Source organism: Bradyrhizobium sp. AZCC 2262 (assembly GCF_036924535.1).
In the GTDB taxonomy this organism is placed as follows: Bacteria; Pseudomonadota; Alphaproteobacteria; order Rhizobiales; family Xanthobacteraceae; genus Bradyrhizobium.
In genome coordinates, this window is the sequence record NZ_JAZHRT010000001.1 from 7,733,082 (window position 1) to 7,745,721 (window position 12,640).

General features: G+C 64.4%; 11 protein-coding genes. 6 read left to right on the forward strand and 5 right to left on the reverse strand.

Annotated features, from left to right (window positions below; translation table 11 throughout):
- Positions 1-46: 46 nt before the first annotated feature.
- Positions 47-2,125: an AsmA family protein gene (locus tag V1283_RS36225; RefSeq protein WP_334391385.1), complete on the forward strand. Its 2,079-nt coding sequence runs from the start codon at positions 47-49 to the stop codon at positions 2,123-2,125.
- A 245-nt stretch (positions 2,126-2,370) separates the two neighbouring features.
- Positions 2,371-4,830 carry an adenylate/guanylate cyclase domain-containing protein gene (locus V1283_RS36230; RefSeq protein WP_334391386.1) on the forward strand — a complete coding sequence of 820 codons (2,460 nt, stop codon included), beginning with the start codon at positions 2,371-2,373 and terminating at the stop codon, positions 4,828-4,830.
- A 720-nt stretch (positions 4,831-5,550) separates the two neighbouring features.
- On the opposite strand, the gene V1283_RS36235 is transcribed toward V1283_RS36230, so the two are convergent.
- The 5 genes from V1283_RS36235 to V1283_RS36255 all read right to left on the reverse strand — a co-directional run bounded on the left by V1283_RS36235 (position 5,551) and on the right by V1283_RS36255 (position 8,972).
- Complete coding sequence (locus tag V1283_RS36235; RefSeq protein ID WP_334391387.1) at positions 5,551-5,955, reverse strand: PIN domain-containing protein; 405 nt, start codon at positions 5,953-5,955, stop codon at positions 5,551-5,553.
- Entirely contained in the window at positions 5,952-6,182 is a 231-nt protein-coding gene (locus tag V1283_RS36240; RefSeq protein WP_334391388.1) for an AbrB/MazE/SpoVT family DNA-binding domain-containing protein, read from the reverse strand. The genes V1283_RS36235 and V1283_RS36240 overlap by 4 nt, the downstream gene beginning before the upstream one ends.
- A gap of 160 nt (positions 6,183-6,342) precedes the next feature.
- Positions 6,343-6,609: a DUF1127 domain-containing protein gene (locus V1283_RS36245; RefSeq protein WP_334391389.1), complete on the reverse strand. Its 267-nt coding sequence runs from the start codon at positions 6,607-6,609 to the stop codon at positions 6,343-6,345.
- A gap of 212 nt (positions 6,610-6,821) precedes the next feature.
- Positions 6,822-7,049, reverse strand: coding sequence for a tautomerase family protein (locus tag V1283_RS36250; protein WP_334391390.1), 228 nt, complete (start codon positions 7,047-7,049; stop codon positions 6,822-6,824).
- Positions 7,050-7,397: 348 nt separating this feature from the next.
- The gene (locus tag V1283_RS36255; RefSeq protein WP_334391391.1) at positions 7,398-8,972 is read right to left on the reverse strand and encodes a winged helix-turn-helix domain-containing protein; all 1,575 of its coding nucleotides are present in this window, start codon (positions 8,970-8,972) and stop codon (positions 7,398-7,400) included.
- A gap of 255 nt (positions 8,973-9,227) precedes the next feature.
- Here V1283_RS36255 and V1283_RS36260 point away from each other — a divergent pair, with 255 nt between their 5' ends.
- From V1283_RS36260 to V1283_RS36275, 4 genes are all read left to right on the forward strand, one after another.
- Positions 9,228-10,082 (forward strand): class I SAM-dependent methyltransferase, encoded by an 855-nt coding sequence (locus V1283_RS36260; RefSeq protein ID WP_334391392.1) that lies wholly within the window; start codon positions 9,228-9,230, stop codon positions 10,080-10,082.
- Positions 10,083-10,312: 230 nt separating this feature from the next.
- Positions 10,313-11,206: an alpha/beta fold hydrolase gene (locus V1283_RS36265; RefSeq protein ID WP_334391393.1), complete on the forward strand. Its 894-nt coding sequence runs from the start codon at positions 10,313-10,315 to the stop codon at positions 11,204-11,206.
- Positions 11,207-11,278: 72 nt separating this feature from the next.
- Positions 11,279-12,175 carry an efflux RND transporter periplasmic adaptor subunit gene (locus tag V1283_RS36270; protein WP_442895806.1) on the forward strand — a complete coding sequence of 299 codons (897 nt, stop codon included), beginning with the start codon at positions 11,279-11,281 and terminating at the stop codon, positions 12,173-12,175.
- A gap of 161 nt (positions 12,176-12,336) precedes the next feature.
- Positions 12,337-12,618, forward strand: coding sequence for a GIY-YIG nuclease family protein (locus V1283_RS36275; protein WP_334391394.1), 282 nt, complete (start codon positions 12,337-12,339; stop codon positions 12,616-12,618).
- The last annotated feature ends 22 nt before the right edge of the window (positions 12,619-12,640 follow it).

The following is a 12,640-nucleotide window of genomic DNA, read 5'->3' on the forward strand; positions in this document are numbered from 1 at the left end:
TCGCGCTACCGAAATAAGTGCCGTTTGCGCGGTCTGGAATGTCGATATGAAAGCACTGAAACTTGCCGGCGTCGCCATTGCCGCCGTGATCGTCGTCATCGCGCTGCTGCTTGTGATCGGCGTCCCGTCGGGCTTCCTGACGGCGCAGATCCAGGAGCGCGTCGAGCGCGAGACCGGCTACAAGCTCGCCATCAACGGCGGCGCCAGGATCGGCCTGTGGCCATCGCTCAACATCACGCTGAACGATGTCACGCTGCAGCATCCCGCGGACCGCGACATCAACCGCCACTTCGCGGCCGCAAGCATCGAGGCGGACGTGACGCTCGCCAGCCTGTGGTCGGGGAAGCCGCATATCACCGAACTCGTCCTCATTCGCCCGGTGGCAAATTTGCCGCTGCGGCGCGAGCGCGTGCGGAACGCCAACCCTCCCTCGAAGCCCGCTACTGACAAGACAGCTGAAGCCTTTTCGATCGAGCACATCAGCGTCACCGGCGGCACCATCGTGCTCTCAAACCTGCGCGACCGCGTCGAGCGCAGGATCGAGGCCCTCAATGCCGACATCACCATTGATTCCGACCGCAAGGTCATGCTGTCCGGCAGCGCCCGCAGGGACGGCCATCCGCTGAAATTCGAGATCAAGGCGACGCCACCCGCAACCTCGATCGAGCGGCAGAATATCCCGACCGAGATCAGGATCGACGCGCCCGACCTGTTGCCCGCCCCGCTCACAGCCAAGGCCGAAGCCCGGCTCAACGGTTCCGTCGTGATGATCAACAGCGTCACCGGCGCGCTCGGCGACGCCGCGTTCAACGGCTGGGCCTCGGTCGATCTGTCGAGCAAGCCCTTGGTGAAGCTCGACCTCGATTTCCAGAAGCTTGCGGTCGCGACGACGCGCAGCCCCGGCAGTACCGCAGGCCAGCCCTGGAGCAGCGCGACGATCGACGTCAACGGCCTGAATTATATCGACCTGCAGGTGCGCATGTCCGCGGCCGAACTCAAGATCGGTGACGCGCGCTTCACCCCCGCCGCGATCGACGCCACGCTCACAAGCGGCGTCCTGAAGGCACAGGTTTCGAACGTCGGCGCCTATGAAGGCAACGCCAATGGCGATCTGACCCTCGACGTCTCCACCGCCAATCCCACCTACGCGATGCGGGCCGACCTCGCCGGCGTACGCGCGCTGCCGCTGTTGCAGGGCCTGGCCGATTTCGACAGGATCGACGGCAAGATGCAGGCGAAGCTCAGCGTGCGCTCCTCCGGCACCAGCCAGCGCGCGATTTTGTCGAACATGGCCGGCACCGCCTTCGTCGTGTTCCAGGACGGCGCCATCAAGGGGCTCAACGTCGCGCAGATGATCCGCTCGCTGACGGCAAGCACCTTGTCGGGTTGGCAGGAGAGTGAGGAGAAGGCGACGGACCTCTCGCAATTGTCGGCATCGTTCAGGATCGACAAGGGCCAGGCGCAGACCACCGATCTCAATCTGGTGGGCCCGCTGGTCAAGATGACCGGCGCCGGCACCATCGATCTCGGCACCAAGCAGATCGGGTTCCGCGTCGAGCCAAAACTCGTGATGACGACCGAAGGCCAGGGCCGCGCCAGCGATCCGGTCGGGCTCGGCATCCCCGTGATGATCGCGGGCCCGTGGGGGAGCCCGCGGATCTATCCGGAGATGCAGGGCATCCTCGACAATCCCGAAGCCGCCTATGCCAAGCTGAAGGAGATGGGCAAGGGCCTGTTTGGCCAGAACGGCGCCGGCCTCGGGGCTGCAATTGGCAACCTGCTCGGCGGACAGCCGGGGGCGGCCGGCGGGCAGCAAGGCGGTGCCGGCGGACAGGCTGGAACCCAGCCGGGCAGTCCGCTCGGCGGCCAGCTCGGCGAGACCATCGGCAATCTCCTGCAGCAGGGCCTGAGTGGTCTCGGCCAGGGCCAAGGCCAGGGCGGCGGCCGGCCAAGCGGCCAGCGCAGCATCCCGAGCCGCACCTCGCCCGCCGAGGCGCCGACCCAGGCCGCGCCGACCGAAGCTACTCCGGCTGAGCCTGCCCCTCCCGCGCCGCCGAGCGATACGACCGCCCAGCAGGACAGCCAGCCAATGAACGAGGTCATGCGGCAGTTGTTCAACCGGTGAAGCTCTCTCGATAGGCCGTGACTCCTCACCCTAGCCTTCTTCCACAAGAAGGGGCGCGGAGTGCCGTCGCCGCGGCTTTTTGACCCTAATTTGGGCAATAGAACCTCCTAACCATGTCGGCGGGCTCACAGCCCCTCCCCCCAATTCATGCTAGACAGGCCCTCACGCCGGGGCTGCCGAGACAGGCCGGCGCCAGTGACAAACCGATGCGCGCGCCCAAGCCGTGGGCCGGCACGAGGGCCCGGATGAACGAGGTGAAGGACAGAGTCTGGTTACTGCGCGAAGGCCTGTTCGCCAAATACGTCGTAGCCCTGGTCGGCCTCGTCGTGTTCGTGCTGGCCATCAACGGCGCGATGGAAGTCTGGATCAGCTACCGCGGCATCAAGAGCTCGCTGAACGACGGCATGAGCGAGAAGGCGGAAGCGACCGCCAAGCGGATCCAGCAATCCCTGTCCGACCTCGAGCGGCAGATTTCCTGGGTGACGCGCGCCAGCGCCACCAAGATCACCGAAGCTGCAACGCTGGAGCAGCACCGCGAAGACTATGCGCAGCTGCTGCGGCAGGTGCCGCAGGTCACCCAGCTCTCGTTCCTCAACGGCCAGGGCCGTGAGCAACTCCGCCACACGCGCCAGACCGTCACGCTCGGCAGCGACGCCGATTTTTCCCGCAGATTCACTGAAGCCATCTCCCGCGGCACCAGTTTTGCGCCGGCCTACTTCCGCGGTGAACGGCCGTTGATGTCGATCGCGCTGTCGCATGCCGATGGCAGCACCACCGTCGCCGAGATCGACCTTGATTTCCTGTCGGAGTTTTTGATCGATGCCCAGGTCGGCAAGGTGGCATTTGCCTATATCACCGATTCCAAGGGTGACGTGCTGGCCGCCTCCTCGAACGGGCCTGAAGTTGGCAAGAATCTGTCGGCGCTGCCGCAGGTCTCAGCCGTCAGCAAGCCCGGCGGCGTGGCGCCGGCGTCGGGCAAGGATGCCAGGGGCAACGCCGTGCTGACAACGTCGAGCCTGGTGCCGAAGCTCGGCTGGCACGTGTTCTTCGAACAGGAGACCGCGCAGGCGCTGACGCCGATCCGCGATCAACTGATACGGATTGCGCTTTTGATCGGACTAGGCCTCGTGGTCGCGATCATCGCCGGCATCATCATGGCGCGCCGCATGCTGGTGCCGATCACGGCACTGCAGGCCGGCGCCAGGCGTCTCGGCGCCGGCGATTTCGGTCATCGCATCGAGGTGAAGACGTCCGACGAGCTGGAGGAGCTCGCCAACCAGTTCAACGGCATGGCCGGGCAATTGGCCGAGACCTATTCGAACCTCGAATCCAAGGTGAAGGAGCGGACGCGCGATCTGGCGCAGTCGATCAACGAGCTCAAGGTGCTCGAAGAGGTCGGTCGCGCCGTCGCCTCCTCGCTCGACCTCAACGCCGTGCTGCCCACGGTCGCCGCCCGCGCGCTGGAGATCACCCATGCCGACGCCGTGCTGATTTACGGTTATGACGCCGGCAACCACCAGTTCAGCCTCACCGAATCGATCGGCATCGACAAGGACGCCGAAGGCCGCCACCGCGCCATCGACGCCGACCACTCGCCGCTCGGCGAGGCCGCCACCAGTGGCGAACCGATCTCGATCCCCCAGCTCGGCGCGGTGCCCGAACATCCCTTGCGCGACGTCGCGATCGAGGCCGGCTTCCACTCGGTGCTGGTGGTGCCGCTGGTCGACCAGACCGGCATTTTGGGATCGCTGGTGGTGCTGCGGCGGAACGAGGGCGAATTCTCCGCCAACCTGATCGGGCTGATGAAGACCTTTGCGCACCAGGCGGTGCTGGCGATGCGCAATGCGCGGCTGTTCACCGAAGTGGACCACAAGAGCCGCGAACTCTTGGCCGCCAACGACATCGTGCGCGAGCAGGCCGACAAGCTGCAGGAGCAGACCGACCAGCTCAAGGACTGGAACCGCTCGCTGGAGGAGCGCGTGGAGACTCAACTTGGCGAGATCGAGCGCATCCGGCGGCTGGAACGTTTCCTCGCGCCGCAGGTGGCGCAACTGATCGCCTCCTCCGACGGCCATGAGGGCCTGCTCGACAGCCACCGCCGCGAGGTCACGGTGGTGTTCTGCGATCTGCGCGGCTTTACGGCGTTCACCGAGACCACCGAGCCGGAAGAGGCGATGAACGTGCTGCGCGAATATCACGCAGCGCTCGGCGAATTGATCTTCAAGTATGAAGGCACGCTCGACCGCTATGCCGGCGACGGCGTGATGATCCTGTTCAACGCGCCGATCCAGTTCGACGACCATACCGCGCGCGCCGTTCGCATGGCGGTCGAGATGCGCGACACCATCGGCGGGCTGACCGACAAGTGGCGCAACCGCGGCCACAATCTCGGCTTCGGCATCGGCATCGCGCTCGGCTACGCCACGCTCGGCCAGATCGGCTTCGAGCAGCGGCTGGAATACGCCGCGATCGGCAGCGTCACCAATCTGGCATCGCGGCTGTGCGACGAAGCCAAGGCCAACCAGATCGTGGTGTCCAGGCGCGTCTACGGCATGGTCGAGCCATGGGTCGAGGGAAGGCCGATCGACGATTTGAATCTGAAGGGGTTCAATCATCCGATCTTGGCGGCGGAGATCATGAGCTGGCGTGAAGCGGTCGACAACGTGGTGGATGCGGCCGCGGCGCGGCGGAAGAAGATGCAGTAGTTTCCGTCGTCCCTGCGAACGCAGGGACCCATACCGCGTGATCTCTCGATAGGGCAGAGCAGCAGACGCCTTTCGCAAAACACCCGCCGGTGGCTATGGGTCCCTGCGTTCGCAGGGACGACGGGAGGGTGTTACCCGCACGCTCGCTTCAAATTTCAAACAGCAGCAAACCTCCCGCGACGCCACGCGCCCGAGGATTTTCTTCAGTCACCGCCCCATGAAAATTCAGAGGGCGCAGGGAAGACCGGGTGCGCGCTGCACCCGCGGTCTCGCGTGCGATTGCACAAAGAGGAAATGCACACGAGCATACAGGTTCAGCGGAAACACTCCGGCCTTCCCTGCGCAATGGCTTTACGGCTTATAACGTGATCTCCCCGGAGAACGGCTTTTTTGCCTCCGTCGCCCGCGAGAAGCTTGCCTCCCGCGAACTTGACGCCAGCACCGCGAACGTCAGAACCACACGCCTTCACCGTACGCTTCAGCGCCGCTCGCCGGCGCCACTCTTGCGCCCCGACACTGCCTGCGTCCACCGCGTCCCGCCCCAACGTCCGTGACGATGGCGATACGCCCCTCTTGGTGGGACGGGATGCGCGGAGTTGTACGGGTGATTTGGGTCAATCACGAAGCGAATTATTTTTACACGGGCGGATTGACAGAGTTTTGGGTGATTTGCCCGTCGGGCAAAACTGCCAAGTGCCTGCGTTGCCCGAGGGCGGCAGACTATGGTGCACTGTCGAGAAACGGATTGACGATCGCGAGGCCGCCGATGCTGCGGCCATGTTGCATGTCTTCGCTGAACAGCGTGTCGCAACTGCCCTCGATCGCGGCGGCGACGATCAGGGCGTCGTAGAACGGCAGGCCGTGCTCGCGGGCGAGGGACACGGCGCCGGTGTGCGTGTTCAGCGTGACCGGCAAGACGTCATCGAGCGACGCGCGGAACAGCCCGAGCGCCAGTTCGACCTGCGGCCAGTCATGACGAAGCTTGCGGCGGGCGACGTGGACGAACTCGTTCAGCACCTGAACGCTGACGACGCCGCCGCGGCTCAGGCAATCCACCGCCCGTTGTTTTCTGGCGTCCGAGGTCGCGGTGTAGACGAGGATGTTGGTGTCGAAGAACGCCTTCACCGCTCGTTCGCCTCGTCCCGATCGAACTTGTAATCGGAAGGAAGCGTCCAGTTGAGGGAAGCCAGGCGCTCGAGCGCCGCCTTGCGGCGGTCTTCCTTCTGGACGATCAGCGTTCGCTCGGCCACGTCGACGATGTCGAGTTCGTCGCCGACACGCAGACCCATCTTTTCGACCAGGGCTTTGGGCAGCCGCACAGCCAGGCTGTCACCCCATTTTGAAACCTGCATGGCATCCTCCAGCGAACCAGGAATGATATCATTGTTACGATATCATTTCAAGGATGGATGCCGCTGGATTTTCGGGTACCGGCGCGCCCTCACCCAAGAGGTGGATCGTCTCCGGGTAATTTCGGCCGACTGACAATAAGCCGCGTCTCCGTACCCACCCTCAGTGCCACCCCGGCTGCTGCATTCGCGCGCGCGTCTGGGCCAATTCTTCGAGCCTGCTCTCGATCTGCGAGCGGTACATCGCCATATCCTGGAGCTGGCGATCGTCGAGCCTGTGCAGGGCTGCGCGCGCGGCGTGACGCTCGTGGCGGGCGATCACCGCCGCGAAGAAGCGGTTGACGAGACGGCGCAAGCGCGCCAGCAAAACTGCGGTTCGCCAGGCAAATGGCCTGGTGGCGGAGGTCGGAATGGTGGTCAGCATCGTCATGGCTATTTCTTTCAAACGGTAGCCGGAACCCGGGAAGATTGCCGGACCCCTTTCTATCGAAGGCCTGCTGCCAGCATGGTGTCAGCAGGCTTCGGCGCATGCGCTTAAAGGCGATTAGCACCGGACACGGCGGCGTGAAGATCTGAATGAGGAAGCGGCACGCCGCACCCCCGGCAGGGCCGGCCCGCCGGCGATGCAAGGCCGGAAGCTCGTCAGGCCACCTTTCGTCCGGCCGCGAGATCCTTGACGGCTTCGGTGGTCAGCGACTGACCGCCGATGCCCCAATCGCCGCTCGCGACTTCGGAAATCTTGACCCAGGTGACGCCGCGCATGGCCTCGCCTTCGATCGACACCATGGCGTCCGTGAGCTTGCTGATCATCTGACGCTTCTGCTCAGCATTGAACACGTTCTCGATGACGTGAACCTCTATCAATGGCATGTAGCTCTCCTTGAGGGTTGCATCGCGGAAGCGAGGCAGCATCAACATGCCCGTTGCGGCCGGCAAAGACTTTCAGACAGCTATGATTTGCCGTCCAGTTCAGCTTGAGATATCGCCGCGCAGCTATTGCAGATCCTAAAGCCTGATGAAGCAAGCTTGAATCAATGTGATCCGTCACCCTGAAGTGGCCGTGCGCAGCGGCCCTCGAAGGGCGACCGCCACGGGCCGCTCATCCTTTGAGGCTCGCTCCGCTCGCACCTTCGGAATAAGCGCAAGTGCGCTTATTCCTGAGATGACGGAGATGGTGCGAGCGCATGCATCGACCTAAAATCATCATGCTCTAGTCAATTATCGCAAGCCCGCCCGCCGAAACCCTTCCAGATAATGCGCCTTGTCCGCCTCGTGCTCGAACGGCAGTCCGCTGGCCAGCCAGGCGAGCGAGATGTTGGGCTGGGTGCGGCGGAGGCCCTCGAGTGCCGCTTTGGCTGAGTCAGTGGCGCCGGCCATGCCGAGGGCGGCCGTCAGCACGCGGTGAGCGCCGACAAAGTCGGTGCGGTGCCGCAACGCTTCACGCGACAGGCGGATCGCTTCCGCGTAATTCTTGCCGACATACTGGCAATAGGCGGCGACGCCGCAATAGATCGCGGCAAAGGGATCGCGGGGTGAGAATTTCAGCGCCTCGCGCGCGGCGCGATCGCCCTCCTCCCATTGGCCGCGATAGGACAGCGCAACACCGTAAATGCCGCGCGCGGGCGAAAAATTGGGATTGAGCCGCAGCGCCAGCTCGAATTCGGCGATGCAATCATCGAAGCGCCGGTGGAACAGATAGACGCTGGCCAGCGCATAATGCGCCCACGCATCCTCACTGTCGGCACGGATCGCCGCCAGCGCCGCGCGTTCCGCGACCGAGACGGCTTTGGGCATGTCCTGCCAGCCCATATGGGCGCTGAACGTATGGCAGGCCGCCAGCAGGGAAAGCGCCTGGCCGTAACCGGGGTCGACGCTGATCGCCTTTTCCAACAGCGCCTGCGCAACCAGATTGTCCTGCCGCGTCACGCGCCAGTAATGCGACAGCGCGCGCATCACCAGATCCCACGCATCCATGTTGTCGGGCGTCTTGCGCCGGGCCCGGAAATCCTCGGCGGCGTAGAGCTGCGGCTCGATCGCCGCGACGACGGCCTGGGTGATTTCGTCCTGCACGGCGAACACGTCAGCGAGATCGCGGTCGTAGCGCTCCGCCCAGAGGTGACTGCCGGTGGCAACATCGACGAGCTGGGCGGTGATGCGCACGTGATCGCCGTCCTTGCGCACGCTGCCTTCCACGATGTAGCCGACGCCGAGCTCCTCGCCGATCTGCTGGTGGTGGACGGATTTCTGCTTGTAGATGAACGAGGAATTGCGCGCGATCACGTAGAACCAGCGCAGCTTCGACAGCGCGGTGATGATGTCCTCGCTGATGCCTTCGGAAAAATATTCCTGCTCCGGCTCGCCGGAGAGATTGGCAAAGGGCAACACCGCAATCGCGGTGCGATCAAGCGCCGGGAGTGGCGGATGCAACAGCTCGCCCGTGGGATCGAGCGGCGTAGCCGCGTACGCCTCGCCACCATTCGCGGCCTTCGGCTGCACGTCGCCGACGAAGCGAAAGCCCTTTCGCGCCAGGGTGCGGATCATGATCTGATCCTTGCCGCTGTCGCCGACCGCCTTGCGCGCGGCGTTGATCCGGCTCGTCAACGTGGATTCGGAGACGATGCGGCCGTCCCACACCGTCTCGATCAGATCGTCCTTGGTGACGACGTGGTCGCGGTTTTCGATCAGGTGAACCAGCAGATCGAACACCTGCGGCTCGACCGCCACACTCTCGCCGCCGCGGGTCAGCTCGCGAAGGTCGACATCCAGCACATGGTTTGAAAAATGAAATTGCACGGATTCATCCCGGTTTAATTATCAGAGATCACCTGGTCCCGGCACGCGATTTCCGGCCACTTCGTCCGGCGGGAGATTGACCGGATTCTCCGGCGAGATCGTGTGCGAAATCTCACAGACGCCGGCCTCTCACTGAAAAATCAAAGTTCCCTCAAGGCAAAATCAGGCTCCCCCCAGAGTCTTTAGGTCCGAGCAGAGCCATGTTTGGTTCATCGCAGCCCCATTCCGTGGCTGCATGACACGGGAGGAGACCCGATGGCCGCCCAGACCGCGATCGCAGTGACCCAGACCGATTCCGCCGCACCCGCCCCCGACCTTGCCGCCCTCAAGACGCGTCAACAGGCCGCATGGTCGTCAGGCAATTACGCCATCGTCGGCGCAACGCTGCAGATCGTCGGCGAGGAACTCTGCGAGGCGCTCGATCTCAAGGCCGGCTCAAAGGTGCTCGATGTCGCCGCCGGCAACGGCATGGCGAGCCTCGCCGCGGCGCGGCGGTGGTGCGACGTCACCTCGACCGACTACGTGCCGGCGCTGCTGGAGCGCGGCCAGGCGCGCGCCGCGGCGGAAGGCTGGCAACTCGAATTCAGGGAAGCCGACGCGGAAAACCTGCCGTTCGACGACAACAGTTTTGACACGGTGCTCTCCACCTTCGGCGTCATGTTCACGCCGAACCAGGACCGCGCAGCCGCCGAGCTGATGCGGGTCTGCAGGCCCAAGGGCCAGATCGGCCTGGCGAACTGGACGCCGGAAGGCTTTATCGGTCAGGTCTTCAAGACGCTCGGCAAATATCTGCCGCCGCCTGCTGGCACCAAATCGCCGGCGCTGTGGGGCACGCGCGCGCGGCTGACCGAAATGTTCGACGCGGAGGCGCGCGCGATCAAGGCCGAATCGCGCCTGTTCAAGTTCCGCTATCGCTCGCCTTCGCACTTCCTTGACGTGTTCAAGACCTATTACGGCCCGGTGCTGAAAGCGTTTGCCGCGCTGGAGCCGGCGAAGCAGGAAGAGCTGTACAACGATCTACATGCGCTGATCGTTCGCATGAACCGCTCCGGCGACAGCACGATGGTGGTGCCATCCGAATATCTCGAAATCGTCATCACCAAGCGGTGAGACTTAACCTCGCCCCGCTTGCGGGGCCGCGACGAGCGAAGCTCGCGCTGAGAGGTCGGGCGCAGCGTCGGGTGAGGGGGTACAGGTCCAGCAATTGGCGTCAGCTCTCGCGGAGAGAGCCCCTCACCCCGACCCTCTAAGAGCGAGCTTCGCTCGTCTCGACCCCGCGAAGAGCGGGGAGAGGGAGAAGACCATCAGACCAGCCTCTTCATCGCCAGGAAAAAATTTCGATGAGCAAAAATTCGATGACCAATGTGATTCAAATTTCGCGCGCGGAGCGTGGCAAGGAACGCGAAAAGGCTTGCGTCGTGGCGCTGCATTGCTCGCTTGGCTCGGGCCGCCAATGGAAGACGCTCGCCGATCAACTCGGCCCCAGCCATCCGTTCTTCGCCCCTGACATCTCCGGCTATGGTGCCAACGCCTGCGCGCTGGACCTGCCCCTGACGCTCGCGGAAGAAGTCCACGCCTTGAGCGGCACGCTCAACGACGCGAAGGGACCGATCCATCTCGTCGGCCATTCCTATGGCGGCGCGATCGCGTTCAAGATCGCGACCTGTTCTCCGTTCGCGCATCGCCTGCGCAGCCTGACGCTGATCGAGCCGGTGCTGCCGACGCTGTTGTGCGAGAGCGATGCGGACCGGCGGCTGCACGCGCGTTTCGCGCAGGTCGCGCGTGACGTTTCCGAGGACCTCTGGAATGGATCGGCGCTCGAGGCGATCGACCAGTTCATCGAATTCTGGAACGGGTCCGGTCCGCAGGATCCGCTGCCGGCCAGCGCGCGCCTGCGCATGATCGAGCGCGCCGACAAGCTGGCGTTCGATTTCACGGCTGCGTTCGCCGAAGAGAATGTCGCGACCGCGGCGGCCTCCCTTCGCGTTCCGACCCTGCTGGTTTCAGGCGGGCTGTCGCCCTACGTCACCCAACGCATCGTACAGCGGCTCGGCGCGATCATCGACTGCGCCGAGGTCCAGCATCTGCCGGCCGCCGGTCATATGCTCCCGCTCACCCATGCGTCATCGATCAATCCCGCGATCGCAAGGCATATCGCCCGCGCGGACGAACTCGCAGGCGTTCCACTGGCGCTCGATGCGGCGCTGGCGGCGGCGGTCCGGGCGGAGGGGTGACATTCTTGGCGCTTGGCTCTCCTGTCGGCGTTCTGGTATCGGTTAACACCTAAAACCGGGAACGAAATGCCGATGACCATCCGCGCACGCGACCTTTCGCCCAAGCTGGCCCCCCTGATCGCAGCGGGGATGTTCTGCCTGTTTTCCTGCCCCGCCCTCGCCGCCGACGACCCGGAGGTCCCCGCCAAGGGCGCCGCCGTCACCGTGCTGAACGCCGCCAAATCCTGTTTCGCCAATATTGTCGAGGTGTCCGGCACCATCATTCCGCGCGAGGAGAACCAGGTGCGGCCCGAGCGGATGGGGCTGAAGGTCGCCGAGGTGATGGTGGATGCGGGCGACAGCGTCACCGCAGGCCAGGTGCTGGCGCGGCTGACTTTGCCGGAGGGCGGGCAGATCACGGTGCAGGCGCCGGTGGGCGGGGTGATCTCGGCATCCACCGCGTCGGTCGGCGCGCTTGCCTCGGGCAAGGGCGAAGCGCTGTTCTCGATCATCGCGCGCGGCGAGTTCGATCTGGTCGGCATGGTGCCGACGCGCGATATCGCCAAGCTTGCCGTCAACCAGACCGCGCGGATCAAGGTGATCGGCGCCGGCGAGGTCGACGGCAAGGTGCGGCGACTGTCGACCACCGTCGAGCCGAACAGCCAGCTCGCGCAGGTGTTCCTCGGCGTCACCACCAACCGGCGGCTATTGGTGAATTCCTCAGGCCGCGCGCAGATCAAGACCGGGCAAAGCTGCGGCGTCTCGGTGCCGCTCACCGCCATCCTCTATGGCTCCGCCGGCACCGTGGTGCAGGTGGTGCGGCGCGCACGCGTCGAAACGCGGCGGGTGGAGACGGGGCTGATGTCGGCCGGCCAGGTCGAGATCACCTCCGGCCTGCAGGAAGGCGACATCGTGGTGGCCCGCGCGGGCGCGCTGCTCCGCGAAGGCGATCCGGTGCGCGCGGTGACGGCGGCGGCGGAGGGGAAGTAGCGCGGGCGGGCACAACTGCTGCCGTCGTCCCTGCGAACGCAGGGACCCATAACCACCGGCGTTCGTTGCGTGATAAGGTGTCGGCTACCGCCCTTCATCGATAGATCACGCGGTATGGGTCCCTGCGTTCGCAGGGACGACGGCCAAATGATGTTTCGCGCATGTATTACGTCTACATCCTAGCGAGTCGGCGTCACGGGACGCTGTATATCGGGGTCACCAATTCCCTCGCGAAACGGATGGAGCAGCATCGCAAAGGCGAGGGCTCGTCGTTCGTCAAAACCTATGGCGTTTATCGGCTGGTCTATGTCGAGGCGTTCGAGCGGCCGGATGAAGCGATTGCCCGTGAAAAGCAGCTCAAGCGCTGGAAGCGGGACTGGAAGATCGAGCTGATCGAGCGGGAGAATCTGGAGTGGCGCGATCTCAGCGATCTGATTGTTTGAGGAATGCCAACTCTCTCCCCAC